Source organism: Enhydrobacter sp. (genome assembly GCF_030246845.1).
Classification (GTDB): Bacteria; Pseudomonadota; Alphaproteobacteria; order Reyranellales; family Reyranellaceae; genus Reyranella.
The window spans coordinates 775,249-800,277 of sequence record NZ_CP126889.1 but is presented as its reverse complement, the minus strand read 5'-3'; the positions used below and the strand labels follow the sequence as shown (position 1 = coordinate 800,277).

The window sequence follows — 25,029 nt, the reverse complement described above, 5'->3', positions numbered from 1 at the left end:
CATCGTTGGCGCAAGCATTCCATACGGCACGTGTTAAGGTCCAGTGCCCGCACGAAAGGAAGCGCCACCCATGAGCACGGTCGTCTATTCCGCCCGTCGCATCCTCACCATGAATTCCAGCCAGCCCTTTGCCTCTCACGTGGCGGTGCGCGACGGGCGCATTCTCGGCGCCGGGTCGATCGAGTCGTTGAAAGGCTGGGGCAAGCTCGATCTCGATGAGCGCTTTGCCGACAAGGTGATCCTTCCCGGCTTCGTCGAAGGACACAGCCACGCCTTCGAGGGCGGGGTCTGGAAGTTTCCCTATGTCGGCTACTTCGATCGCACGAGCCCCAATGGCGTTCGGGCGCGGGGTCTCAAGAGCATCGACGAGGTGGTCGCGGCCTTGCAGGCGCATGAGAAGAAGATGCCTCGCGATGGAGCAACGCTGCTGGCCTGGGGCTTCGATCCGATCTATTTCGGTGGACGGCGCATGGACCTCGCCGACCTCGACAAGGTCTCGACGGAGCGGCCGGTTGTCGTGCTCCATTCCAATTTCCATGTCCTGAACGCCAACACGCCGGTTTTCGCCAAGGCTGGCATCACGCGCCACACCAACGTGCATGGCGTCGTGAAGGACGGGCGCGGCGAGCCGACCGGCGAGCTGCAGGAGACCACTGCCAAGTTCATGGCCTACAAGGCGGCAGGGGTGGAGCTTGCGGACCTCCTGTCCGACGATGCGGCGACCTGGGGCTTTGCCAAGGTAGCGCAGCTCGCGGGCGTCACCACGGCCACCGATCTGCACAACACCCTGCCGGACAGCACGGTGGCTGCCTATCTGTCGGCAAGCGCCTCGGCGGACTTTCCGCTGCGCCTGCTGCCCGCGTTCGCGGCTTTCTCGATGCCGCCCGACGAGGGCATCGCGCGGCTGAAGGATCTCGCGAAGAAGAACAACGACCGCCTGCGCTTTCAGCTTGTGAAGATCATCACCGACGGCTCGATCCAGGGCCTGTCGGCCCGGATGCGCTGGCCAGGCTACTACGACGGCACGCCCAATGGCGTCTGGAACGTCGGACCCGACGAGATCGACCGGTTGCTGCTCGCCTACCACCGCGCGGGACTCCAGGTGCACATCCACACCAATGGCGACGAGGCCTCCGAGGTGGCGATTGAGGCGATGGAGCGCACGCTGGCTGCAGCACCGCGGTGGGATCACCGCCACACGCTGCAGCATGCGCAGATGGCGGATGCGGGACAGTTCCGCCGCATGAAGGCGCTCGGCATGTGCGCCAACCTGTTCGCCAACCACATCTTCTACTGGGGCGACGTTCACTACGCCAAGACCCTAGGGCCCGAACGGGCCGAGCGCATGAATGCCTGCGGCACGGCGCTGCGTCTGGGCGTTCCGTTCGCCATCCATTGCGACGCACCGGTCACTCCGGTCGGGCCGCTGTTCACGGCGTGGTGTGCCGTCAATCGCCTCACCGCCTCGGGCCGCGTCCTTGGCGAGGCGGAGAAGATCCCGGTCGCCGATGCCTTGCACGCGATCACGCTTGGCGCGGCCTATACGCTGAAGCTCGACGAGGAGCTGGGCAGCATCGATGTCGGCAAGCGCGCCGATTTCGCGATCCTCGACGACGACCCGCTTGCTGTCGAGCCGGCGAGACTGAAGGACATCGGCATCTGGGGAACGGTGCTGGGCGGCCGTGTCTTCGAGGCGCCACGGGGATGACGATACCCATTCCCTTCACGGTCATCGGTGGCTTCCTGGGAGCCGGCAAGACGACGCTGCTCAATCACCTGCTGGCGGGTACGACGAACCGACGGCTCGCTGTGCTCGTCAACGACTTCGGCGCCCTCGATATCGACGGCCGGCTGGTGGCTGCGCACGGCGGCGACATGATCGCGCTCGCCAATGGCTGCCTGTGCTGCACGATCGGCGATTCGCTGGTGACAACCTTGCTGGCTCTGCTCGAGCGGCCGGAGCGGCCGGACCATATCGTCGTCGAAGCGTCCGGTGTCGCCGATCCCGGTCGCATCGCCGATCTTGCCGTGCTCGAGCCGCGGCTCGGCCGCGACGGCGTGATCGTCGTCGTCGATGGCGGCGATGTGCGCCAGCGGGCCGGTGACCGGCGTGTGGGCGACACCGTGTTGCGCCAGCTCAAGGCCGCCGACCTCCTGATTCTGAACAAGGTCGATCTGGTGGACGATCCGTCCGCTCTGCGATCGTGGCTCGCCGGTCGATCGACGGCACCCGTCGTGGAAGCGCGGCACGGCGACGTGCCGGTGGCTCTTCTGTTCGGGCTCGATCGACATGGAGTTTCGCAGCCCGGAGGTGCTCCGGAGAATTTTCGGAGCTGGTCTTACAGTTGGCCAGAGCCGGTGGACCGCGTGGCCTTGCTGGCGATGCTAAGCGAGGCGCCGGCCCACATCCTGCGCGCCAAGGGCATCGTGCGCTTTGCCGACGCCGTCGACCGGCGGTCGATCGTGCACATGATAGGCCGGCGCATCGACGTCACTGAAGACGGTCCATGGCGCAATGACGCGGAATCGCAGCTCGTGCTCCTCGGGACGAGGCCCATGCTACAGTCCCTCGACAAGGAGTGAAACGACATGGCCGGCAGATTGAAGGACAGGGTGGCGATCGTGGTGGGCGCGGGCTCGAGCGGCCCGGGCTGGGGCAACGGCAAGTGCACCGCGGTCACCTTCGCGCGCGAAGGGGCGAAGGTCTTCTGTGTCGACCGCAAGCGGGCCGCTGCGGAGGAGACCGTCGGGCTGATCGCGAAGGAGGGCGGCGACGCGGCGGCCTTCGAATGCGACGCGTCGAACAATGGCCAGGTGAAGGCGATGGTGGACGCCTGCACGGCCAGGTGGGGCCGGGTCGATATCCTCGACAACAATGTCGGCATCGGCTCGACCGGCGGACCGGTCCAGCTCTCCGAGGACGAGTGGCACAGGGTGTTCGATGTCAACGTGACGAGCTTTTTCCTCACCGCCAAGCACGTGCTACCGATCATGGAGAAGCAGGGGAAGGGAGCGATCGTCAACGTGAGCTCGATCGCCTCGATCCGCACGCCCAAGGGCATCTCGTATGTGGCCTACAATGCCTCCAAGGGCGCCGTGAACTCGCTCACCATGGCCATCGCCTCGGAGTACGCGGGCAAGGGCATCCGCTGCAATGCGATCCTGCCGGGGTTGATGCATACGCCCATGATCGACTTCCTGGCCGAGGAATACGCCAGGGGCGAGAAGGATCACAATCAGGCCTATGACAAGATGATCGCCATCCGCGACCGTGCCTCGCCGACGGGCAAAATGGGCACGGGCTGGGACACCGCGAATGCCGCCCTGTTCCTCGCCTCGGACGAGGCGGCCTACGTGAACGGCCACCTGCTGGTGGTGGATGGCGGTATCACGCTCCGCGCCTAGCCTCAGGGCGCGAACTGCTCCTTGAGGATGCGTTCCTCGAGGTCGTGCTCGGGGTCGAACAGCAGGGTGAGAGGGATGTCGTTGGCTTCGGTCACCGTCACCTTGACGACATCGGCGATCTCGACCGAGTCGGCGGCGGCGGCAACGGGGCGTTTGCGCGGATCGAGCACGATGAACTCGACCTTGCTGTGATGCGGCAGCAGGGCACCGCGCCAGCGCCGCGGCCGAAAGGCGTTGATCGGCGTCAGCGCCAGCAGGCCGGCGCCGAGGGGCAGGATCGGACCGTGGGCGGAAAGGTTGTAGGCGGTCGATCCGGCCGGCGTCGCCACCAGCGCGCCGTCGCAGTGCAGGTCGGGCAGACGCATGTGGCCATCGACCGAAACCGCGATGCGCGCGGTCTGCCGGCTCGAGCGCAGCAGCGAGACCTCGTTGATGGCGATCACCTCGTGACGCTTGCCGCGCGTCGTGGTCGCCAGCATGCGCAAGGGGACGAGCGTCACCTGTCGGGCGGCCTTCAGGCGCGCGAGCAGCCCGCCGGCCCGGTACTGGTTCAGCAGGAAGCCCACCGTGCCCAGGTTCATGCCGAAGATGGGGGTCCGGCGCCGGATGTTGCGATGGAGGGTATGAAGCATCAGCCCGTCGCCCCCCAGGGCCACGATGATGTCCGCCTGCGCGGTCGTCACACCGCCATAGCGCTTCTCGAGCGCCACGCGCGCGGCGCGGGCAACCGGCGTCGACGCTGCCACGAAAGCCAGACGCGGAGCGGAATTGGAACGGGCGGACATCGGGCCTCGGCGACGCTTGAAACGGAGGCCGTACTATAGCGGCAGGCATCTCGGTTGCGATAAAATCCCGGCGGATTGGCCATAGGAGAACAGGATGGAACTGGTTCCGCTGGGACCGGGCTTCGGCGTGGAGGTGAAGGGGATCGGCCTGCTCGACGTCGCCACCGACGCCGACGCCTACCGAGCAGTGCGGTCGGCGTTCGAGGAGCATTCGTTGCTGGTGTTTCGCGACCAGCCCGTCGCCGACGACGTCCAGGCGGCGTTCAGCCGCGCCTTCGGGCCGCTCGAGCTGACCAAGGTCTCGTCGCTGGGACAGAACACGTTCTATTCGCGTCTCACCAATACGGCGAACGGCAAGGTGGTCCCGCCCGATCATCGCCAGGTTCTGGTCGCCAAGGCCAATGCCCTGTGGCACACCGATTCGTCGTTCAAGAAGACGCCGGCGCTGGCGTCGGTCCTGACGGCGCGCGTGCTGCCGGAGGACGGCGGCGAGACCGAGTTCACCTCGACGAGGCTCGCCTGGGAGCGACTGCCGCGCGACATGCAGGCGCGCCTCAAGGATGCGGTCGCGACTCACTCCTATGCCAACAGCCGCGACCAGATCCATCCCGACCTCGCGACCGAGATCGAGCGCCGGGCGCTGCCGCCGGTGCGCTGGCGGCTCAACTGGCGCAATCCGGTGAACGACCGGCGGGCACTCTATGTCGCGAGCCATGCCTATGCCATCGACGGCATGGACGAGCGCGATGCACGCCAGCTCCTGGCGCAGCTCGTCGACGAGGCGACCCGCCGCGAGTTCGTCTATAGCCACAGATGGCGCCAGGGTGATGCCGTGATGTGGGACAACCGGGCGATGCTTCACCGCGGTCGTCCCTGGGACTATGCCCACGAGCGGACCATGGTCCGCACGACGATCTCCGCGACCCTCGCCGACGGCCTCGACGAGGTAAAGCCGCCGGTCCTTCACTGACGGAATTCGGCGCCGGGAGGCTAAGGCAGGCTCCAGCCGCCGGCGCCGCGCAGCCCGAAGATCGGCTGCGGCTCGTCGATGTCCTTCAGCGTGTGGGCTCCGAGCGGCTCGATGTCCCGCGGCGGCAGCAGCTCCGCGAGCGCGCCGGAAAGAACGACAGGGCGGCCCAGCGGCGCGCAAAGCCTTTCCAGCCGCGCCGCGTGGTTCACGGCGGGGCCGATCACCGTATAGTCGAGTCGGTTGCTGGCGCCGATGTTGCCGAACATCACCTCGCCGATGTGCAATGCCAGGCCGAAGCGCACGGCAGGTTCGTCGGCGGCCGCTCGGATGCCATTCAGCACCGTGATCGCGTCGGCCACCGAGCCCGCCGCGCGGATGACGTTGCGGGCCACGCGGGCGCGTTCGTCCGGGTTGGGCACGGGAAACATGCCCAGCATGCCATCGCCCATGAACTTCAGGATCTCGCCGCCGACGCCGGTGACGATCTTGCCCATGACGTCGAAGTAGTCGTTGAGCAGGTTGATGACCGTGTCGCGCGGCAGGGTGTCCGACGCGCGTGTGAAGCCGCGCAGGTCGCAGTACCAAAGGACCGCCTCGATCGTCTGGCCGCTGCCGCGCTTGATCTCGCCGGCCAGGATGCGCCGGCCGGCGGCCCGGCCGACATAGGCATCGAGCAGATAGGTTGCGGTATCGCGCAACGAATGCGACTCGACGATGCGCGTGAAGGCGAACTGCAGCAGGAACATGCGGTCGAGGTCGGCCGTCGAGAAGCCTCCCGGCCTGTCGGACATCACGCTGAGGCCGTCGACATGGCCATTGCCGAACAGGAGCGGCAGGGCAACGTAGTCGGTCCCGCCCTCGGCTTTGAACTGGCGCAGCGCCGGGGCTTCAGGCTCGACGCTCTCGAGCCGGACGCGCAATGTCTTGCGCTCGTCGTAGACGATGGCTATCGGACTGGCGCGGAACTCCGGCCGGTCCCCCAGGCCCGCGGCCGCGCTCTGGACTTGCACCGGCTGGCCGCGGCGCCAGAAGTAGGCCTTGCCGTCGAGCTCGGGGTGCAGGGTGCGCTGGAAATAGGCCAGGCGACAGAGCGGGATGCCGGCCTTGACGAGCTGCTCGCCCGATGCGGCGACGAGCTCGCCGGTATCGGCGATCTTGTACGCCTCGGTGACGAACCAGCGGGCCAGCGGATCGGCGTAGACGCGGGCGACGACCTCTTCGTCCATGCCGGAAAGTATAGCGCTACTCGGCGGCGGCGAGCCTCTGGTTCTGGGCGACCGCAGCCCGGGCGCGCGCCAGATCCTCGCCGCGTTTCTTGACGACCGCTGCCTCCCCGCCGGCGGTCTCGGCGAACAGCGCGAGCTTGTCCATCTCCTCCTCGGCCACCGGCTCGAGGGCGAGATCGGTGTATTCGTGGCGCCTGGGGTCGTGCTTCACTCTCTGGCCGATGCGCCAGCCCTGCCAGGCGAGCCGCGCGTAGATCCTGAGCTTGCGCCAGCTCTCGGCGGCGAGCTTGAGATGGAAGAGCCCGATCGGCTCGATCGGCAGCCCGTAGCGCCGGTCGCGGCGATACTTCATCCGCACGATGCCGCCTTCCAGCGGATGGATGCCCTCGGCCTCGAACATGATCTTGAACATGGTCATGAACTGGGCCGGCTCCGCCGGATTGCGGCCGCGAATGGCGCCGTGGCGGCGGGCCACGGTCTCGATGTGCTCCGGCGTGTAATAGGCCTTCCAGGCATCGCGATAGGTGCGGTCGAACTCCTCGTCGCTCATCCTGGGATGGTGCACCACGCGATGGTGAAGGTCGTATTTGTTGAGGTCGGAATCCATCCAGGCACCCTGTTTCCACAGTTTCTGGTGGTCTTCCGATCCCGGCAGCGGCGTGAGGATGAAGAGCTCGAGGATGTCGAGCGGCAACTCCTTCTTGATGATCTCCATGTCGCGTAGCACGGATTCCCGCGTATCGCCGGGGAAGCCCAGGATATAGCCGGCCCAGGTGGAGATTCCGACTGCGTGCCAGGCCTGCAGCATCTTGCGATAGTCGGTGATCTTGTTCTGCCGCTTCTTCGCTGCCAGCAGATTGTCGGGGTTGATGTTCTCGAGGCCGATGAAGACACGATAGACGCCGGCCCACTGGGCCTTGGCGATGAAATTCGGGATGCGGTGGCACTGCGTGTCGACCTGGATGATCAGGGACACCTGGATGCCTTCGTTCTCCTTCAGCTCGATCAGCCGGTCGAAAAAGTCCTCCCAATGCCGATTGCGGGCCATGTTGTCGTCGGTGATGAAGAACGACGTGATGCCTTGCCTGTAGTTCTCGCGGACGATGGCCTCGAGGTCATCGGCGCTGCGGAAGCGGCTTTTGCGGCCCTGCACGTTGATGATGGTGCAGAACGAGCACTGGAAGGGGCAGCCGCGGCCGAGGTCGAAGCTCGACCTGCGGCCCTCGTTGCGGGCCAGGGCCGCGGGCGGCAGGCTGGGAGTCGGGGCGCCTTCGATGCCCGGCAGATCCTCCATGTGGTTGTAAAGCGGCTTCAGCCGATCGTGCCATGCATCCTGCAGGATGGCGTCGAGTCGGCCTTCCTCCGCCTCGCCGGCGAAGATCGAGATGCCCATGTCCATGGCCGCCTGGATCTCCGGCGGCACGACCGGCAGCATCGAAAGGCAACCTGCGGCGTGGAAACCGCCAAGCGCCACCGGGAGGCCGGCCTCGATGAACTGCCGTCCAAGGTCGACGGCTCGCGGGAACTGGTTGCTCTGGACGCCGACCAGGCAGACCAGACCCTTGCCGCCGCTGCGGCGGATATCGCGGACGATACGATCGGGCCGTACGCGCGTATTGGTCTCGTCGAACGGCTTGAGGACAATCTCGACATCGGGCCCCAGCACCCGCCGGCGCCGGCAATCGTCTCCGAGCCCATAAAGCGCGGCAAGCGTGTTGGAGGGAATATGGGACTTGAGCCACGTGATCGGATAGCCGTCGTCGTCGTAGTGAGTCGGCTTGATCAGGATGAGCTGAAAGCACGTCTTCTTGGCCGAGCTGCCCATCGCGGATGATCTCCCCCTGCAAAGTCCGCGTACGGTCCGGGCGTCCCGCTGACGGTCTGTCGAACGCACACCGGGCGACATCATCCGCCAGCACATGTTTCCAGCCGGCAAGACAAAGGCATTCCCCGTCAATGTCTTATGCCGACGATTTGCATCGTCGACAAGGGTGGGAAAGGCCTGTACCCGCGTTTCTTCCGTTGCGTGCCATCGCAAGAGCAGACACCCTGCGGCCAGTGGAAGTGCCTTTCCTTTCAAGGCGGTGGCAGGAGGAAAACCAGCGAAGTTGACCGTATTTGCGCGTATTCCTGCACTGGCACCCTTCCAGATTCGCAGCTTCCGTTTCCAGTGGCCGGCCGATCTTCTCGCCTCCTGGGCGTTCGAGATGGAAGGGGTGATCCTCGGCTGGTTCGTCCTGGTGTCGACCGGCTCGGTCACCGCGCTCGCGGTCTTCGGTTCCCTGCAGTTCCTCGGCACGCTGGTGTCGCCTTTCTTCGGGATGGCGGGAGATCGCATCGGCAACCGCAACGTCCTTTGCCTGATGCGCATCACCTACGCAGGCGTTGCGTTCTGCCTGATGCTGCTGTTCCTGAGCCGGCTCGCCACGCCCGTTCCCGTCTTCCTCCTTGCGGCGGTCATGGGCCTCGTCAGGCCGTCGGACATCACATTGCGCAATCTCCTGGTGGGCGAGACCATGCCGGCGGACCTCCTGATGCGGGCCATGAGCGTATCGCGCATGACGGCCGATTCGGCGCGCGTGGTGGGCGCCCTGTCGGGCGCGACGCTGATGGCCACGCTGGGATCGGGTATCGCCTATGTGGTAATCTGCGCAGTCTACGGCGTGAGCTTCCTGCTGTCGCTCAATGTCGGCGTCAGACGGCTGCGGGTGCTGGGCGAGCAGGCGATCCCGCTGTCCCCGGTCCGCGCCCTCAGGGAAGGCTTCGCCTACGTCTGGTCGACACCTGACGTTCGCGCCGCCACTCTGCTTGCCTTCCTGATGAACTTCGCGGCCTTTCCACTGGTCAATGCGCTGCTGGCGCACGTCGCCAAGGATATCTACGGCCTCGACCAGACCGGTCTCGGCTGGCTGATCGCAAGCTTCGCGATCGGAGCGCTGTCGGGCTCGATTCTGTTGTCGATGCACGGCGCGCGCATCCGAGCGGCCCGGACGATGATCGCCTGCGCGCTGGTCTGGTTCGCCTTGAATCTCGTCTTCTCGTGGATCCAGACGCCGCGCTGGGGCGAGATCCTGCTGATCCTGATCGGTGTCGCGCAAAGCTTCTGCATGGTGCCGATGGCGGTGATCTTGCTGCGCACGGCCGATCCTGCCTTTCGCGGACGGGTCATGGGCGTGCGCATGCTCGCGGTCTACGGGCTTCCGCTCGGCCTGCTGCTGAGCGGTCCCCTGATCGAGCATGTCGGATTTGCGGTGACCGGCTCGCTTTACAGCGTCATCGGCATTGCCTTCACGCTACTGATCGCGGCCCATTGGCGCGAGCATCTCTGGTATCCGCAGGCGGCCGCCAACCAGCGATAGGAACCTTGCGCCGCGCCCGGCGTTGGCCTGCCACGATCGAGGAGGAGCATGCCCAAGACCATAACGCTGGCGGCTGTCTTCCTGGCGGCGGGCATGACCGCGGCGGCCGCCGGGCAACCGGTCCCGATTGACAGGACGCCCGATCCCGACGAGCAGCGCAACATCTTCACGCTTCAGGTCGAGAACGATTTCTTCAATCTGGTCGGCAAGTCGGATCGAGACTACACCAACGGCGTGCGCATCGGTTGGCTCTCGCCGGCTCTGTCGGACCTGCCCGACGGGTGGGCGAGAATGCTCACCTTGCCGACCTTCTTCGGCGAAGGGCCGGTCGACTCGGTTACCCGGCGGGTCGGCGTCTCGTTCGGCCAGAACCTCTACACGCCGCAGGACACCGAGACAAGTCGCCCGATCTTCGACGACCGGCCGTATGCGGCATGGCTCTATATGAGCGTCGCCCTGCAGTCGACCTACAAGCGCGTCGATCCGCGGAGCGGGGCCGACGATCCGGTACGACTCGACACATTGCAGCTCGATTTCGGACTGGTTGGTCCCGCCGCCGGCGGTGCGTTCGTGCAGAACAACTTTCATCGCCTGATCAACGACAGTCCGGCCAACGGCTGGGCCAACCAGCTCCACAACGAACCGACGCTCGACCTCACCTTCGAACGCCGCTGGCGCACCGGACACGGCATTGTCCTGGATCGTCCGAAGCTCGAATACGATCTCGTGCCGATCGTCGGGGCCGCGGTCGGAAACGTCTCGACCTATGCCAGTGTCGGCGGCCTGCTGCGCGTCGGCAAGGACTTGCGGGCCGACTTCGGACCGCCGAGGGCGCGCCCCGCATTGCCCGGTTCCGAAGGCTTCGTCGGCAAGGGATTTGCCTGGTATCTGTTCTTTGGCGTGAGCGGATCAGCCGTGGCGCGCGACATGTTCCTCGACGGCAATACCGATGGCAACAGCATGCACGTGACGCACCGGCCCTTCGTCGCCGAGGGCACGGTGGGCCTGGCGCTGCTGTTTCGCGGCGTGCGGGTTTCGTTCACCCAGGTCGTGCGCACGCCGTCGTTTTTCGAGCGCGACCGCTTCGATCAGTTCGCGTCGATCAATGTCACGTTTCGCTACTGATAGCCTTGCCGATGGGCCTAGATGCGGCCCATCAGCAGCAGGATGATCACGATGATCAGGATGAGCCCGACGCCGCCGCTGGGATAGTAGCCCCAGCCGCTGCTGTAGGGCCAGGTCGGCAACGCGCCGAGCAATATGAGGATCAGAATGATCAGAAGGATAGTGCCCAGCATGTTGCCTTCCTTTCGTCAGCCCAGGTTCTTTTCGGCGAACGACCAGTTCACGAGCTTGTCCAGCCAAGCGGTCACGTGGTCGGGGCGGCGGTTCTGGTAGTCGAGATAGTAGGCGTGCTCCCACACATCGGCCGTGAGGAGCGGCGTCTCGCCATGGGCGATCGGCGTATCGGCGTTGGACGTCGTGGTGATCTTGAGCTTGCCGTCCTTGCCCTTCACCAGCCAGGCCCAGCCGCTGCCGAACTGCGCCACCGCGGCCTTCTGGAAGGCATCCTTGAATTCCTTCACGCCGCCGAAGCTCGACTGCAGCGCATCCTTGAGCTTGCCGGACGGCTCGCCGCCCTTCGGGGACATGCTGTCCCAGTAGAAATTGTGGTTCCAGATCTGGCCGGCATTGTTGAAGACCGCCTTGTCCTTCTCGTTCTTCGCCGACTTGGCCACGATGTCCGCGAGCGACATGCCGTCGTAGTCGGTACCGACGATCAGCTCGTTCAGCTTGTTCACGTAGGCGGCGTGGTGCTTGCCGTAGTGAAACGAAATGGTCTTTGCGGAGATCACCGGCTCGAGGGCATTCTCGGCATAGGGCAGCTTCGGAAGGCTGAAGGCGTGCTTGGGCTTGTCTAGTGGCATGGCTGAACTCCCTAGGTTTACGAGGGCCCGGACTATGGAACGTCTGCCTGCATTTATTGTTGCGTCGCATTTTCGCAGGCAAGTGCCCGCGAAATGGCCATTATCGGCCGAATTGCAAGCCGGAGTGATTTGCAAGCCGAAGCAACACGATGCGATGTCTTCTTTTGTTTTGAGGATGAAGCGGCGCTAGTGTTCTTGGGGAGAACCAGCTCGGAGGCTTGTCATGAGAGGCAACCCGCAGATCATCGCCGAACTGAACAAGCTTCTAAAGAACGAGCTCACCGCCATCAATCAGTACTTCCTGCATGCCCGGATGATGAAGCACTGGGGCTTCGAACGGCTGGGCAAGAAAATCTACGACGAGTCGATCGGCGAGATGAAGCATGCCGACCGGCTGATCCAGCGCATCCTGTTGCTCGAGGGCTTGCCAAACCTGCAGGATCTCGGCCGGCTCGGCATCGGCGAGACTGTTCCTGAATGTCTGAATGCCGACCTCAGGCTCGAAACGGCCGCACGTGCCGATCTGCTCGGAACCATAGCGGCGTGCGAGAGCGCCCAAGACTATGTCAGCCGCGAGATCGCGGTCGACATCCTGGATGACGCCGAATCCCATATCGACTTTCTGGAAACGGAACTCGCCCTCCTCGAGAAGGTGGGCGAGCAGAACTACCTGCAGACCCAGATCGGAGAAGAGGAGGACGCCGACTGAGCGTCAGTCGGCGGCGAGCAACACCTGGGGAGCGGCCTGTTCGTCGGCGATCGTCTGGCCGATCCGCTTGCGCATGTCCGCCGCACAGCCGCCGCATTGCGGGGTCTGGCCGCACGCCCGGAAGACGTCCACGGGCCGCTGGGCGCCGGCCCGGACGGCGGCGTCGACATCACGATCTCGAATGGCGCGACAGATGCAGATATACATTCTGGCGGACGTCTTTCCAATGCAGTTGCGACTTACTCGCACCACGAAGATAAGAGGCGTTCGCAAACAGGTCAAGGGGCCAAATCAGGTGAAATCGAGGGGCCGTCTTCGTGAAGAGCATGACCTGATCCGGGCCCAGCTTCGCCGCTTCGTCGAGGAGAAGGTGAAGCCTCACGGGCCGCAATGGGAGCAGGCCGGGTTCGTGCCGCGCAGCGTGCTTCGGGAGATGGGCGAGCTCGGTTTCCTCTCGCTGCGGGTTCCCGAGGCGCTGGGCGGCTCAGGCCTCGATGCCCGCGCGTCGGTGATCTTGGCCGAGGAGGTGGGACGGTCGACCTTTGGCGGCTTCGCCATCACCGTGCTCGTCCATACCGACATGGCGAGCCCTCATCTGGTGCGCTTCGGCAGCAAGCGGCAGCACGAGCGGTATCTGCCGGGCGTCATGGCCGGCCGGACGATCACGGCGGTTGCCGTCACCGAGCCCGGCACCGGATCCGATGTCGCGGGCATCCGCACCCGCGCGGTGCGCGACGGCGACAGCTACGTGCTGAACGGCGCGAAGATGTTCATCACCAACGGGGTGCATGGCGACCTTTACTTCGTCGCGGCGCGCACCGATCCCGCGGCCAAGGGCAGCCGTGCCCTCACCATGTTCATGGTCGAGAAGGGCACGCCCGGCTTCCACGTCGGCCGCGCACTCGACAAGACGGGCTGGCGCTGCTCGGATACCGCTGAGCTCGTGTTCGAGGATTGCCGCGTGCCGTCGGAAAACGTGCTGGGCGAGGAGAATCGCGGCTTCTACGCCATCATGGCCAACTTCCAGACCGAGCGGCTGGTGATCGGCGCGATGGCGATGGCCGAGGCGCGCGAGGCGCTCCGCCTGACCTTCGAGCATGTAAATCAACGCATCGCCTTCGGTGTGCCCTTGTGGGAGAAGCAGGCGATCCGGCAGCGGCTTTCGCGCCGACTGGCCGAGGTCGAGGCGGCGCGCCAGCTCGTGCACCACACCGCCTCGCTCGATGCCCGGGGCGTCGATTGCGTCGCGCAGGTATCGATGGTGAAGGCGCTGGCCGGCGACCTGGTGAACGCGGTGCTGTACGACTGCGTGCAGTTCCATGGCGGCATGGGTTTCGTGCGCGAAAGCGCGATCGAGCGCATGGCGCGCGATGCGCGCGTGCAGGCGATCGGTGGCGGGGCGTCGGAGGTGATGCTGGAGGAGATCGCCAAGCGGTTCGGCCAGGTCTTGTCAGACTGACGAAGGCACCGCATCTTGCAGCCCGATGGATGCATCCTTGAACGCCCCGCGCTATTGGGACGACTACGAGGTCGGCAGGAAATATCCGCTGGGCTCGACGCGTTTCTCAGAGCAGGAAATCGTCGAGTTCGCGCGACTCTACGATCCGCAGGATTTTCACCTCGACGCTGCGAGGGCACGGCAGTCGCTGTTCGGCGGCCTGATCGCCTCGGGCTGGCAGGTCTGCGCCAAGCTGATGCGCCTCTTTGTCGACAACTATCTCGACAAGCGCACGGCGCTGGGCTCGCCGGGCGTCGACGAGATCCGATGGCTGAAGCCGGTGCGGCCGGGCGACACGCTGACGGCCTGGGTCGAATGCGCGGCCAAGGTGCCGTCGAAAAGCAAGCCGGAGCTCGGCGTCATCCACGAGAGCTGGCACGCCGTCAACCAGAAGGGCGAGCTCGTCATGACGGCCAAGGGCATCAACATGGTGCGGCGACGGCCGGCATGATGCGGCCGGTCAAGGGCATCGATCATGTGGTCGTCATGGTCGATGGCATCGATGCGGCGCAGGCCGCTTACGAACGGCTCGGCTTCCAGGTCCAGCCGCGCGGTTTCCACAAGAAGCTCGGCACCGCCAACCATCTGATGATCTTCGAGCGCGACTACTTCGAGATCCTGGGCATCGTCGAGGACACCGAGTTCAATGCCGAGCGGAGGGAGTGGCTGAAGAGCGGCGGCGGCCTCGCCAACGTCGCGCTGGCGACCGACGGCGCCGATCTCGCCTGGCAGGCTTTCCAGGCGGCCGGATTGCAGCCCGACGCGCCGCTCGCGTTCGATCGCGCCGTGGAGATCGATGGCAGGACGGAGCAGGCGCGCTTCCGGACGGTGCGCATTCCCAAGAGGCATATGCCCGTCGTGGGCCTGTTCGTCTGCGAGCATCTCACACCGCAGTTCGTCTATCGGCCCGAATGGGCGAGGCATCCGAACGGGGCACGAGGCATTCTGGGCGTCACGGTGATCGCGGAGCAGCCCGCGAAATGGATCGGTACGCTCGAGAAGTACTTTGGTGCCGGCGCCGTGGCGCGGGACGGCGACACGCTGAGAGTCGATACCGGCACGCAGCCGATCCGGTACCTGGCGCGCGAGGCCTATGCCGCGCGCTATCCGGGCATCGTGCCGGTGCGGCCGGACGATCATCCGGCGCTGCTGCGGCTGCGCGTCGAAAGCCTCTCCGGCTGCGAAGCCCTCCTGAGGAAGAACGGCGTGAGGATCTTGAAGCCGGACGGCGAACGCCTGCTGGTTCCGCCGTCCGAAGCGGCTCACCTCACCCTCGAATTTGCGGAGCGTTAGGCTTCATGGCGTTCGATCTGGCCGATCGCGGCATTTATGGCTTCGTGACGTCGGAGCGTCTGCGCTTCGCCGATGTCGATGCCAACGGGCATGTGAACAACGTCGCGTTCCTGCAGCTCCTGGAGAGCGTGCGCGTCTCCTATCTGCGCGAAGTCGTGCGCAAGGGCCTGCCGCCCTTTCGCCTAGTGGTGGGACGGCTTGAGGTCGATTTCAAGCGGCAGATGTTCTATCCCGGCACGGCGACCGCCTGCGCGCGCCTGATCGAGGCGCACGAGCGCAAGTGCGTGGTGGGTCATGCGCTGTTCGACGGAGAGGGCAACTGCACGGCCGTGCTCAAGGCGATCATGGTGTCGCTGAACGAGGAAACGCACCGGGCCGTGTCGTTCGCGCCCGTCGTGCGCAAGGCGCTCGATCGTCTCGCCGCTTCCGCCAATGGACTGCCGATATGACCGCGCCGCTCGTTCCCGAGGGCTTCCGCAAGCTCGGCGTCACCGACGATTTCGTCGGGCTGATCGGGCCGCTCTGGTGCAAGGCGGAGGGCGAGAGGCTCCGGGTCGGCTTGCCGCTCGAGCCACGCCACGGCAACCCCATGGGCTGGGCGCATGGCGGCCTGCTGGTCACGGTCGCCGACATGGTGATGGGCGCGGGATCGGGCCATGCCACCGGCATTCGCTGGCCGCATCCTACCGTGTCGCTCAGCACCGAGTTCGTGCGCGGGGCGCGGCTGGGCCAGTGGCTGGAAGGAACGGCGCGGATCGCGCGCCGCACTGTCAACTTCTGCTTCTGCAGTTGCGATCTCGTCTGCGGCGGAGAGGTCGTGCTGGTCGCGTCCGGCGTGTTCAAGGTGCCCGATCTCGACAAGATCCCCGAGGCGCTGCGGGCAAAAGTGCGCGGCAGATGGGATGAGGGCTGACGCGGACTCTCAGCGTTTCTTGCGGCGATAGATCTGGTAGCGATCGAAATCCATCAGGTGCTCGTAGTGCCTGAAGGCATCGGCGAACACCTTGTTCTGGCGGAAGTACTCGAGATAGTCGAAGATCTTGCCTTGGCAGCGCGGCATGCCGGGGATCGTATCGACGATCAGGAGATCGGGCTTGCCGTCGGCGAAGTCCTGCGAGACGGCGTCGTACACGAACTTCTCGGTGTCGGACATCGTGTCGGGCGGATTGTAGAGCGCCGGAAAGTCCTCACAGGTCGCATAGACGCCCTGCAGCACCCACATCGTCAGGAACCGCATGGTCATGCGGCCGTGGACGTAGTTCAGCATCGGCCAGAACGGATAGATGCCGGGCGAGAGCGTCATGATCGTGCGGTGCGGGGCGTTCTGCTCGACGATATGGCGCAGGATTCCGCCAACCGAGTCCTCGTACTGGCGCTGCTTGAAGAAGGGCGGCGTGTAGAGCGCCGCCTGGAAATAGAGCAACACCATGAGCGTCGCCGAGATCACCGCCACCGGCAGCCGGTGGCCGCTGCGGCTGATCGGCAGATAGCGATCGACCGTCTGCGAGATGGTGAGCGCTGCCAGCAGGATCGCGATCGAAAGGGCGGGCAGCAGATGATAGGGCCAGCCCTTGGCCTGGGCGATGGCGGACACCGCGGCGCCAATACCGAACGCGACCACTACGCGTGCCGCCACGGTGCGGGTCAGGAACACGGCGAAGGCGCCGAAGATCAGGAGCGCGATCAGGGTCGGCGCCATCACGTCGCCGGTCAGGATCTCCCACCAGCCGGCGTCGCCGATCGGCGAGTAGGCCTCGATGGCGAGCGGCATCACGAAGCGGCCGTAGGCGGAGAACACCGTGTACATCAGCACGAGATGGACCACGGCGACCGCCAGGATCGACCACGGGATCTCGTCGCGGAACGACCGGCGCCAGCCGCGGCGGATCAGGAGGTAGAGCTCGACCGCGGCCGGGATGGCAAGGAAATAGGGCTTGAGCGCGAAAGCGACGCCGGCCACCAGGCCGATCGCCATCGCGGTGCCGCGCGAGGTCGACACGCCCTCCGCGCGCGCCATCGAGGCGAAGAGATAGGGCGCGGTGGCGACGAACATGATGTGCTCGCGCTGGCCGAAATGCTCGTTCGGCAGCACCGTGAACAGGAACAGCAGAACCGGCGGCAGCAGGCCCGCCGTCAGCGCATGGTCGGCCGACGGCACCAGTCGGATCAACCGGCTGCAGGCAAAGAACGAACCGAAGATGCCCGCCACCACCCAGGCGGTGAACCAGAACGGTATGCCGCCGGGGAGGATCTTGGCGGTCAATACCGGCAGGGCATGCACAATGAAGGTGAGCGGCAGGTTCTCGTCGATTACGTCGACATAGAGCTTCTGACCGTCGATCCAGCGGCGCGAGACGGCGAGAATAGCGCCGACGTCGTGATTGATCGGCGGGAAGAAATAGCCCGCCAGCCACAGGATCGGCAGCGCGAACAGCAGCACCATCAGGAGGCGTTCGATGGGTGGCGACTGCAGAGGGGGCTTGGTGGTGGCGGTTGGCAAGGCGCGGCGAAGATATCATAAGCGGACACCGGGGCGACATGCGGGGAGCGCGGGCGCGTGGAACGGGCGGAGTACGAGCGCATGCACGCGGTGGAGGACCGCATGTGGTGGTACCGCGGCCTGCGCCTGCTCGTCGCCGACCTGCTCCGGCGGGCGCTCGAACGATCGGACGTGGCGGGATGCGCGCTGGATGCGGGATGCGGCACCGGCGGCATGCTGGCAAAGCTCGGCGCCAGCGTCGGCAGCCATGTCACGATCGGTCTCGAATACGATGCCAATGCGGCGGCGCTTGCGCTCGCCAAGACACAGCGGCCGATCGTGGTGGGGTCGGTCACCGAAATGCCGCTGGGCGACGCCAGGATCGCCGCCTATCTGTCGCTCGACGTGCTTTGCCATGCCGGCGTCGAGCCTTCGGCGGCCCTGGAGGAGGCCCGGCGCTGCCTCGCGCCGAACGGCGTCGCCATCTTCAACCTGCCTGCTTATTCATGGCTGTTGTCGGCGCATGACAGGCGCGTGCACAATGTCCGGCGCTTCACCCGTGGCGAGGCGCGCAGGCTGCTCGCCAGTCACGGCTTTCGCGTCGTGAGATCGACCTACTGGAATACACTGCTGTTTCCGCTGATGCTCCTGCACAGACTGATCGAGAAGGACGATGCCGAAAGCGACGTGCGCGAATTTCCGCCCTGGCAGGACTCGATGTTCTCCGCCCTGCTCGCGGTCGAGCGTGCGGCGATCCGATGCGGCCTGCGCCTTCCCTTCGGCGGCTCCCTGATCCTGGTGGCGTCACGCGATGGCTGATGATCCCGCGCTCTCGATCGTCGTGCCGGTCTACAACGGCGCGGCCACGGTCGGCGAGCTCGTCGGCGCGCTGCGCGCCCTCGACATTCCGGGCGGCCTCGAGATCGTGCTCGTGGTGGATGGCAGTCCCGACAACAGCCTCGAAGTCTGCAAGCAGCTTGCCGCCGACCCCGGCCCGCCGGTGACGGTGCTGAGCCTCAGCCGGAACTACGGCGAGCACAATGCCGTCATGGCGGGTCTTTCCCGCGCGCGCGGCACCTACACGATCACGATGGACGACGATCTGCAGAATCCACCGGGCGAGGTGAAGCGCCTGTTCGAGTACGCGCGCGACGGCAGCTACGACGCGGTCTACACTTACTACGACGAGAAGAAGCATGCCGCGTGGCGCAACCTCGGCAGCCGCTTCACCAATTGGTGCGCCGACCGGCTGATCGACAAGCCGCGCGGCCTCTACCTCTCGAGCTTCCGCTGCCTGTCGGCCTTCGTACGCGAGCACATCGTGGCGACCTACGAGGGCCCGTATCCCTACGTAGACGGGCTCGTCTTCCAGATCACGCAGAATGTCGGCCGGCTGCAGGTCGAGCATCTGCCGCGCATCGAGGGACGCTCGAACTATACGCTGCCCCGCCTCTTCAGGCTGTGGCTCTCCATGTTCTCCAATTTCTCGGTGATCCCGCTGCGGTTCGCGACCCTGTTCGGCATCGCGTTCGGCACGCTGGGCGCACTCGCGGCAATCATCGTGATCGTCGAGGCGATCTCGGCCCGCAAGGCGCCGCAGGGCTGGGCCTCGCTGATGGTGGCGGTGCTCGTGCTGGCCGGCGTGCAGCTCGTTGTCGTCGGCCTGATCGGCGAATATCTGGGGCGCATGTTCCTCGCCGTGAACCGCAAGCCGCAATATGTCGTTCGCGAGATCTTCCGGCGGAACCCGGCCGACGCCGGCGATGGGCTCAAGGTCGAGCGGCCGACTGCCGATACGAAGGCGGCCGGGCAGCCGCATCGCCAGATCTCTCAGCTGGGACCGTAAGACAATGTTGGTTTCGTATGTGGCGCTGGCCTTCGGCATCCTGGCCGGCATCGCCGGCCAGATTCTCCTGAAGCAGGGGGCGGATGCGCCGGATTTCCTGGCCCAGGTCCTGCGTCCGTCGACGCTCTGCGGGCTCGCACTCTACGGCTCCGCCGCCTTCCTCTACATCATCGCCCTGCGCAAGCTGCCGGTGTCTATCGCCTTTCCCAGCGTGTCGCTGTCCTATGCGATCGTGGCCGTGCTCGGGCACTTCTTGTTCGGGGAGCCATTCGGTCTCAAACAGATCGGCGGCATCGTTCTGATCGTTGGCGGCGTGGTGCTGATCAACCAGGGATGAGGAGCAAGGCGTGAGTTACGAGCAGATCAAATACGACGTCAGGGACGGTATTCTGACCATCACCCTCGATCGTCCGGACAAGCTGAACGCCTTCACGGGAAAGATGCTGTCGGAGCTTCTGGATGCCATGGACCGGGCCGATCGCGATGACGACGTGAGGGCCATCGTCTTCACCGGTGCCGGGCGCGGCTTCTGCGCCGGGGCCGATCTGTCGGGCGGCGCCAACACCTTCAATGCCGAGACGCGCGGGCCGGTCGATCCCGGCCTCGATGGGCATCGCGACGGCGGCGGCCTTTTCACCCTGCGTCTCTACGACTCGCTCAAGCCGACTATTGCGGCGTGCAACGGTCCGGCGGTCGGCGTGGGTGTCACCATGCAGCTCGCCATGGACATGCGGCTGGCCTCGGAGACGGCGCGCTACGGCTTCGTGTTCACCCGGCGCGCCATCGTCATGGAGGCTTGCTCGAGCTGGTTCCTGCCGCGTCTCGTCGGTCCGCAGCAGGCGCTGGAATGGGTGATGACGGGCCGCGTCTTCCCGGCCGAGGAAGCGCTGCGGGGCCGGCTGGTCCGCTCCGTTCACAAGCCGGCCGAGCTTTTGCCGGCAGCCTATGCCCTGGCGCGCGAGATCGCCGACAATACGGCGCCCGTGTCGGTGGCGCTCAACCGGCAGATGATCTGGAAGATGCTGGGCGCCGATCATCCCATGGAAGCGCACAAGGTCGATTCCAAGGGAATCTACGAACGCGGCAAGTCGGCCGACGTGAAGGAGGGCGTGACGGCTTTCCTGGAGAAGCGACCGGCGCGTTTCCCGATGAAGGTGACGACCGGCATGCCGTCCTATTTCCCGTGGTGGAAGGAGCGGCCGTTCGGCTGAGCGCGAGGCCGGTCCCACTGCGACGAAGGCCGGGTTGCGGCTCCCGGGCACTTGCGGCAATCTCCGCGGCGATTGTCGGGAGGGAATTTCCAATGACGAAGTTGCAGATGCGTCGCCGGTCGGTCCTGGCGGCCGCGCCGGCCTTTCTCGCAGGCGCCGTCGCGGCGCCCTATGTGGCGCGCGCCCAAGGCAAGCCGGAGAAGTCGAAGGTCGTGCTGGCCGTCGGCGGCAAGTCGGCACTTTACTATCTCTCGCTCACGATCGCGGAGAAGAAGGGCTTCTTCAAGGATGCGGGCCTCGATGTCGAGATCAACGACTTCCAGGGTGGCGCCAAGTCGCTCGAGGCGCTGATGGGCGGGAGCGCCGACGTCGTCGCCGGCGCCTATGAGCACACGATCCGCATGCAGCAGCGCGGACAGGCGATCAAGGGCTTCGCCCTGATCGGGCGCGGCATGCAGCTCGCGATCGCCATGCGCAAGGATGTGGCCGACAAGGTGAAGGGGCCGGCCGACATCAAGGGCATGAAGTTCGGCGTCAGCGCGCCCGGATCACAGACGCACATGCTGGTGGCGAACTGGGCGGCCAAGGGCGGTCTCAAGGCGACCGATTTCTCGGTGATCGGCGTCGGTGCGGGCGCCTCGGTGGTGGCCGCGATCGAGAACAAGTCGGTCGACGGCGTGTCGCAGGCCGATCCCGCGATCACCATCCTGCAGGAGAAGGGCGAGGTGAAGGTCGTCCTCGATACCCGCACGATGAAGGGGAACAAGGAACTGTTCGGCGGCGCCATGCCGGCGGCGTGCCTCTATTGTCAGCCCGGATTGCTCACCAAGACGCCCAACACGGCGCAGGCGCTCGCGACGGCGATCGTGCGCGCCGACGAGTGGCTGCAGACGGCCAAGCCTTCGGAGGTGGCCGACACCGTGCCATCGCAGTACCTGCTCGGCGACAAGGCGATCTACGAGAAGGCCTTCGCCAATGTGCGCGAGACCATCTCGCCCGACGGCATCATGCCGCCGGAAGGCCCGGGCAATTGCCTGAAATTCCTGGTCGACGGCGACCCCAAGATCGCCGCCGTCAAGGACAAGATCAAGCTCGCGGACACGTGGACCAACGACTTCGCGAAGCGCGCAAAGAAACACGCCTAGGCAAACGGCATCGATGACGGCGACAGCGGCGCTCGCGCTGGAGGACGTAACCTGCCGTTTCGCCGGCCGTGACGGCGGCGTGCCCTACACGGCCGTTGCCGACACCACGCTGCGCGTGGGAGAGGGCGAGTTCGTGTCGGTCGTGGGACCGACCGGCTGTGGCAAGTCGACATTGCTCAATGTGGCGGCGGGCCTGCTGGCGCCGTCGTCGGGAGTCGTAAACGTCTTCGGCGAGCCGCTGCACGCGGCTCAAGGTGTGAACAGGCGCGCCGGCTACATGTTCCAGGCCGACGCGCTGATGCCTTGGCGGACGGGAATCGAGAACGTGGTGGCCGGCCTCGACTTCCGCGGTGTGCCGCGCGCCGAGGCACGGAAACAGGGCGAAGCCTGGCTGCGCCGGGTCGGGCTGGCGGGCTTCGGCGATCGCTATCCGCATCAGATGTCGGGCGGCATGCGCAAGCGGCTGGCGCTGGCGCAAACGCTGATCACGCGACCCGACATCCTGCTGATGGACGAGCCGTTCTCGGCGCTCGACATCCAGACCCGCCAGCTCATGGAGAACGAACTGCTGGCGCTGTGGGCGGAGGACAGGAAGTCGGTTCTCTTCATCACCCACGATCTCGAGGAGGCGATCGCGCTCTCGGACCGCGTGGTCGTTCTCTCGGCCGGGCCGGCCACGCGCCCGATCGGCGACTTCAGGATCGAGCTGCCGCGGCCGCGGGACGTGTCGGAGATCCGCATGACCCCGGCCTTCCTCGCCCTCCATCGCGAGATCTGGGGGGCGATGAAGGAAGAGGTGCTCAAGGCCTACGAACGGCAGAAGGCGGCCTGACATGCGCCTGCGCGCTCTGCAGATTTTCATCCTCGCCCTGCTGATCGCCGTCTGGTACCTGTTCACCAAGCCGGGGCTGCTGCCGAATTTCTATTTCGAGCAGGACAACCGCGCCGCCTTCTTCTTCGGTGAGCCGCAGAAGGTGTTCCAGGTCATCGTCGATTGGTTCGCCTCGGGCGAGATCTTCGGCCATCTCTGGATCACGCTGCTCGAGACGGCCCTGGGCTTCGTCATCGGCTCGGTCTTCGGCCTCGGCATCGGGCTCTGGCTCGCCCTCTCGCGCACAGCTTCGGCAGTGATGGATCCCTACATCAAGGGCTTCAACTCCATGCCCCGCGTCGTGCTGGCGCCGATCTTCGCGGTGTGGTTCGGCCTCGGCATCTGGTCGAAGGTGGCACTGGGGGTGACGCTGGTCTTCTTCGTCGTCTTCTTCAACGTCTACCAGGGCGTGCGCGAGGTGAGCCCGACCCTGATCGCCAATGCCCGCATGCTGGGCGCCTCGCCGCGCCAGCTCCTGCGCTCGATCTATCTGCCGTCGGCGATGAGCTGGGTGTTCGCCAGCCTGCACAACGCCGTGGGCCTCGCCTTCGTCGGGGCGGTCGTCGGCGAATACCTGGGATCGGCGCACGGAGTCGGCTACCTGATCCTGCAGGCGGAGGGGACATTCGACGTCAATACCGTCTTCGCCGGAATCCTGGTGCTCACCGCCTTCGCCCTCGTGCTCGACGGCGTCGTCGGCCTCGTCGAGGCGCGCCTCATGACGTGGCAGCCGCGCGCCAGCGAGACGGAGAAGGTGTAGCCAGGCCGAGAACCCGTCAGCTTCCGGTGAAGCGCGCCGCGCGCTTCTCGAGAAAATGGGCGACGCCCTCCTTGAAGTCGGCAGTGCGGAACGAGAGCTCCATCTCGTGGTTGGCCTGGACGGTAGCCTCGGCCAGGGTCTGGAACTGTGCCTCCCAGAGCTGCCGCTTCATCACCGCGACCGACCGGGGCGAGACCGTGTCGGCCATCAGCCGGGCGTAGGCGCGCGTCTCGGCCATCAGCCTGTCGTCGGGAATGACCCGGCTGACCAGCCCCAGCGACAGGGCCTCCGGGGCGCGGAACTTGCGGGCGGAGCAGAGAAGGTCGAGGGCCGTCGGCAGGCCGACGAGCCTGGGCAGCAGCCAGCTCACCCCGTGCTCCGCGATCAGGCCGCGCTGGGCGAATGCGGTCGTGAACACGGCCGATTCGGCGGCAAAGCGGAGGTCGGCATAGAGCGGAATGACGAAGCCAAGCCCGGCCGCCGGACCGTTGATCGCAGCGATGATGAATTTCGGAATCGACGGGAAGTACGAATAGGTCATGCGGAAATCGGCGAGGGTGCTGCCACCGGGGAGATTCGGCTCGACAGTGGGCTTGCGATCAGCGGTGCCGACCGTACCCGCCCCGATAGCCTGCAGGCCGCCCATGTCCGCACCCGCACAGAAACCGCGTCCTGCGCCGGTCAGGATGATGACGCGCACGCCGCGATCGGTCCTGGCGGTCTGCATTGCATCCTTGAGGTCGAGATGCATCTGGCGGGTCCAGGCGTTGAGCTTGTCCGGCCGGTTGAGGGTGATCGTGCAAATGCAATCGGAGACGTTGTAGAGCACGGTTTCGTAAGCCATCGATGGGATTTCCTCCTATGCAATTTTGCGCCTCGCAAGAGTCGAGGAACCGCGCGACGATACAAACGGGACGCCGTCGCTACAATTGGCACCCGATAGCGGGCCGTCGGGGGCTGGGGTTCTCGCAAGAATTGTCGTAACACTAGTGGCCGGCCGAGGTGGATTTGGCCCGCGTCGAGAATCCTATGGTATGTTGTGCGTCCAGTAAAAGAAGAGTGCCGAGGTAAGAAATGGCAAAACGGGAGTTCGCCCACCCCAACGAAATGCACAAGTATGTGGGCCAGGAGATCGGGGTCAGCGACTGGGTCGAGATAACGCAGGACCGGATCAACCGCTTCGCCGATGCAACCGGCGACCATCAATGGATCCATGTCGACGTGGAGCGCGCCAAGAAGGACATGCCCGGCGGGAAGACGATCGCGCACGGCTTCCTGACGCTGTCGCTCATCCCGATGCTCAATCATCAGATCTCGCACATCAACAATGTGCGCAACGGCATCAACTACGGTTGCAACAAGGTGCGCTTCACGAGCCCCGTGCCGGCCGGCTCGCGCGTGCGGGCGCGCGCCAAGCTTCTCGCCGCCGAACCGATGGCCGGCGGCGGCGTCCGCCTCACCAACCAGATGACGATCGAGATCGAAGGACAGGAGCGCCCGGCCTGCGTGGCCGAGACCATGTCCATCGTCTACGGCCTCTGAGC

The 25,029-nt window shown here is 65.6% G+C and carries 28 protein-coding genes; 20 read left to right on the top strand and 8 right to left on the bottom strand.

Annotated features, from left to right (window positions below; translation table 11 throughout):
- Positions 1-70 precede the first annotated feature (70 nt).
- Genes OJF58_RS04205 through OJF58_RS04195 form a run of 3 tightly spaced genes read left to right on the top strand, consistent with a single transcriptional unit; the run spans position 71 to position 3,405 of the window.
- Positions 71-1,708 (top strand): amidohydrolase, encoded by a 1,638-nt coding sequence (locus OJF58_RS04205; RefSeq protein ID WP_300781850.1) that lies wholly within the window; start codon positions 71-73, stop codon positions 1,706-1,708.
- The gene (locus tag OJF58_RS04200) at positions 1,705-2,583 is read left to right on the top strand and encodes a GTP-binding protein (RefSeq protein ID WP_300781849.1); all 879 of its coding nucleotides are present in this window, start codon (positions 1,705-1,707) and stop codon (positions 2,581-2,583) included. The genes OJF58_RS04205 and OJF58_RS04200 overlap by 4 nt, the downstream gene beginning before the upstream one ends.
- Positions 2,584-2,589: 6 nt before the next feature.
- Positions 2,590-3,405, top strand: a complete 816-nt coding sequence (locus OJF58_RS04195) for an SDR family oxidoreductase (protein WP_300781848.1) — start codon at positions 2,590-2,592, stop codon at positions 3,403-3,405.
- Between the two features lie 2 nt (positions 3,406-3,407).
- On the opposite strand, the gene OJF58_RS04190 is transcribed toward OJF58_RS04195, so the two are convergent.
- Entirely contained in the window at positions 3,408-4,190 is a 783-nt protein-coding gene (locus tag OJF58_RS04190) for an NAD kinase (RefSeq protein WP_300781846.1), read from the bottom strand.
- A gap of 94 nt (positions 4,191-4,284) precedes the next feature.
- Between OJF58_RS04190 and OJF58_RS04185 the strand changes: the two genes are divergently transcribed.
- On the top strand, positions 4,285-5,160 hold the full coding sequence (locus tag OJF58_RS04185) for a TauD/TfdA family dioxygenase (protein WP_300781845.1): 876 nt from the start codon (positions 4,285-4,287) through the stop codon (positions 5,158-5,160).
- Positions 5,161-5,180: 20 nt separating this feature from the next.
- Here OJF58_RS04185 and OJF58_RS04180 read toward each other — a convergent pair whose 3' ends face one another.
- Together OJF58_RS04180 and OJF58_RS04175 are read right to left on the bottom strand one after the other, a co-directional pair.
- Positions 5,181-6,386 (bottom strand): adenylate/guanylate cyclase domain-containing protein, encoded by a 1,206-nt coding sequence (locus OJF58_RS04180; RefSeq protein WP_300781844.1) that lies wholly within the window; start codon positions 6,384-6,386, stop codon positions 5,181-5,183.
- A gap of 16 nt (positions 6,387-6,402) precedes the next feature.
- On the bottom strand, positions 6,403-8,211 hold the full coding sequence (locus OJF58_RS04175) for a radical SAM protein (protein WP_300781843.1): 1,809 nt from the start codon (positions 8,209-8,211) through the stop codon (positions 6,403-6,405).
- A gap of 283 nt (positions 8,212-8,494) precedes the next feature.
- On the opposite strand from OJF58_RS04175, the gene OJF58_RS04170 reads away from it, so the two are divergent.
- Both OJF58_RS04170 and OJF58_RS04165 read left to right on the top strand, forming a co-directional pair.
- Positions 8,495-9,745, top strand: a complete 1,251-nt coding sequence (locus OJF58_RS04170; RefSeq protein WP_300781842.1) for an MFS transporter — start codon at positions 8,495-8,497, stop codon at positions 9,743-9,745.
- A 48-nt stretch (positions 9,746-9,793) separates the two neighbouring features.
- Entirely contained in the window at positions 9,794-10,870 is a 1,077-nt protein-coding gene (locus OJF58_RS04165; RefSeq protein ID WP_300781841.1) for a lipid A deacylase LpxR family protein, read from the top strand.
- 17 nt (positions 10,871-10,887) lie between these two features.
- On the opposite strand, the gene OJF58_RS04160 is transcribed toward OJF58_RS04165, so the two are convergent.
- Complete coding sequence (locus OJF58_RS04160; protein ID WP_300781840.1) at positions 10,888-11,043, bottom strand: DUF3309 family protein; 156 nt, start codon at positions 11,041-11,043, stop codon at positions 10,888-10,890.
- A 15-nt stretch (positions 11,044-11,058) separates the two neighbouring features.
- Positions 11,059-11,673 carry a superoxide dismutase gene (locus tag OJF58_RS04155; protein ID WP_300781839.1) on the bottom strand — a complete coding sequence of 205 codons (615 nt, stop codon included), beginning with the start codon at positions 11,671-11,673 and terminating at the stop codon, positions 11,059-11,061.
- A 223-nt stretch (positions 11,674-11,896) separates the two neighbouring features.
- On the opposite strand from OJF58_RS04155, the gene bfr reads away from it, so the two are divergent.
- Positions 11,897-12,382, top strand: coding sequence for a bacterioferritin (bfr, locus tag OJF58_RS04150; RefSeq protein WP_300781838.1), 486 nt, complete (start codon positions 11,897-11,899; stop codon positions 12,380-12,382).
- A gap of 3 nt (positions 12,383-12,385) precedes the next feature.
- Here the strand turns inward: bfr and OJF58_RS04145 are convergent, their stop codons facing one another.
- A complete protein-coding gene (locus OJF58_RS04145) occupies positions 12,386-12,589 on the bottom strand; it encodes a (2Fe-2S)-binding protein (RefSeq protein ID WP_300781837.1) in 204 nt (67 codons plus the stop codon).
- An 88-nt stretch (positions 12,590-12,677) separates the two neighbouring features.
- Here OJF58_RS04145 and OJF58_RS04140 point away from each other — a divergent pair, with 88 nt between their 5' ends.
- Genes OJF58_RS04140 through OJF58_RS04120 form a run of 5 tightly spaced genes read left to right on the top strand, consistent with a single transcriptional unit; the run spans position 12,678 to position 16,086 of the window.
- Positions 12,678-13,841 (top strand): acyl-CoA dehydrogenase family protein, encoded by a 1,164-nt coding sequence (locus OJF58_RS04140; RefSeq protein ID WP_300781835.1) that lies wholly within the window; start codon positions 12,678-12,680, stop codon positions 13,839-13,841.
- A 37-nt stretch (positions 13,842-13,878) separates the two neighbouring features.
- Positions 13,879-14,331, top strand: a complete 453-nt coding sequence (locus OJF58_RS04135; protein ID WP_300781833.1) for a MaoC family dehydratase — start codon at positions 13,879-13,881, stop codon at positions 14,329-14,331.
- Positions 14,328-15,173, top strand: coding sequence for a VOC family protein (locus OJF58_RS04130; RefSeq protein WP_300781831.1), 846 nt, complete (start codon positions 14,328-14,330; stop codon positions 15,171-15,173). Before OJF58_RS04135 ends, OJF58_RS04130 begins: the two co-directional genes overlap by 4 nt.
- A 5-nt stretch (positions 15,174-15,178) precedes the next feature.
- A complete protein-coding gene (locus tag OJF58_RS04125) occupies positions 15,179-15,622 on the top strand; it encodes an acyl-CoA thioesterase (RefSeq protein WP_300781829.1) in 444 nt (147 codons plus the stop codon).
- Positions 15,619-16,086, top strand: coding sequence for a PaaI family thioesterase (locus OJF58_RS04120; protein WP_300781827.1), 468 nt, complete (start codon positions 15,619-15,621; stop codon positions 16,084-16,086). Before OJF58_RS04125 ends, OJF58_RS04120 begins: the two co-directional genes overlap by 4 nt.
- 9 nt (positions 16,087-16,095) lie before the next feature.
- Here the strand turns inward: OJF58_RS04120 and OJF58_RS04115 are convergent, their stop codons facing one another.
- Positions 16,096-17,673 (bottom strand): hypothetical protein, encoded by a 1,578-nt coding sequence (locus OJF58_RS04115; protein ID WP_300781825.1) that lies wholly within the window; start codon positions 17,671-17,673, stop codon positions 16,096-16,098.
- Positions 17,674-17,730: 57 nt separating this feature from the next.
- Between OJF58_RS04115 and OJF58_RS04110 the strand changes: the two genes are divergently transcribed.
- The 7 genes from OJF58_RS04110 (at position 17,731) to OJF58_RS04080 (ending at position 23,485) form a co-directional block, all read left to right on the top strand.
- The gene (locus OJF58_RS04110) at positions 17,731-18,471 is read left to right on the top strand and encodes a class I SAM-dependent methyltransferase (protein ID WP_300781824.1); all 741 of its coding nucleotides are present in this window, start codon (positions 17,731-17,733) and stop codon (positions 18,469-18,471) included.
- On the top strand, positions 18,464-19,498 hold the full coding sequence (locus tag OJF58_RS04105; RefSeq protein WP_300781822.1) for a glycosyltransferase family 2 protein: 1,035 nt from the start codon (positions 18,464-18,466) through the stop codon (positions 19,496-19,498). Before OJF58_RS04110 ends, OJF58_RS04105 begins: the two co-directional genes overlap by 8 nt.
- 19 nt (positions 19,499-19,517) lie before the next feature.
- Positions 19,518-19,835: an EamA family transporter gene (locus OJF58_RS04100; protein ID WP_300781820.1), complete on the top strand. Its 318-nt coding sequence runs from the start codon at positions 19,518-19,520 to the stop codon at positions 19,833-19,835.
- Between the two features lie 10 nt (positions 19,836-19,845).
- Positions 19,846-20,709 carry a crotonase/enoyl-CoA hydratase family protein gene (locus OJF58_RS04095; RefSeq protein WP_300781818.1) on the top strand — a complete coding sequence of 288 codons (864 nt, stop codon included), beginning with the start codon at positions 19,846-19,848 and terminating at the stop codon, positions 20,707-20,709.
- Between the two features lie 92 nt (positions 20,710-20,801).
- The gene (locus OJF58_RS04090) at positions 20,802-21,854 is read left to right on the top strand and encodes an ABC transporter substrate-binding protein (RefSeq protein WP_300781817.1); all 1,053 of its coding nucleotides are present in this window, start codon (positions 20,802-20,804) and stop codon (positions 21,852-21,854) included.
- Positions 21,855-21,867: 13 nt separating this feature from the next.
- The gene (locus OJF58_RS04085) at positions 21,868-22,686 is read left to right on the top strand and encodes an ABC transporter ATP-binding protein (protein ID WP_300781816.1); all 819 of its coding nucleotides are present in this window, start codon (positions 21,868-21,870) and stop codon (positions 22,684-22,686) included.
- A gap of 1 nt (position 22,687) precedes the next feature.
- Entirely contained in the window at positions 22,688-23,485 is a 798-nt protein-coding gene (locus tag OJF58_RS04080) for an ABC transporter permease (protein WP_300781815.1), read from the top strand.
- A 16-nt stretch (positions 23,486-23,501) separates the two neighbouring features.
- On the opposite strand, the gene OJF58_RS04075 is transcribed toward OJF58_RS04080, so the two are convergent.
- Positions 23,502-24,329: an enoyl-CoA hydratase gene (locus tag OJF58_RS04075; RefSeq protein ID WP_300781814.1), complete on the bottom strand. Its 828-nt coding sequence runs from the start codon at positions 24,327-24,329 to the stop codon at positions 23,502-23,504.
- A gap of 230 nt (positions 24,330-24,559) precedes the next feature.
- Between OJF58_RS04075 and OJF58_RS04070 the strand changes: the two genes are divergently transcribed.
- Positions 24,560-25,027 (top strand): MaoC family dehydratase, encoded by a 468-nt coding sequence (locus tag OJF58_RS04070; RefSeq protein WP_300781812.1) that lies wholly within the window; start codon positions 24,560-24,562, stop codon positions 25,025-25,027.
- The last annotated feature ends 2 nt before the right edge of the window (positions 25,028-25,029 follow it).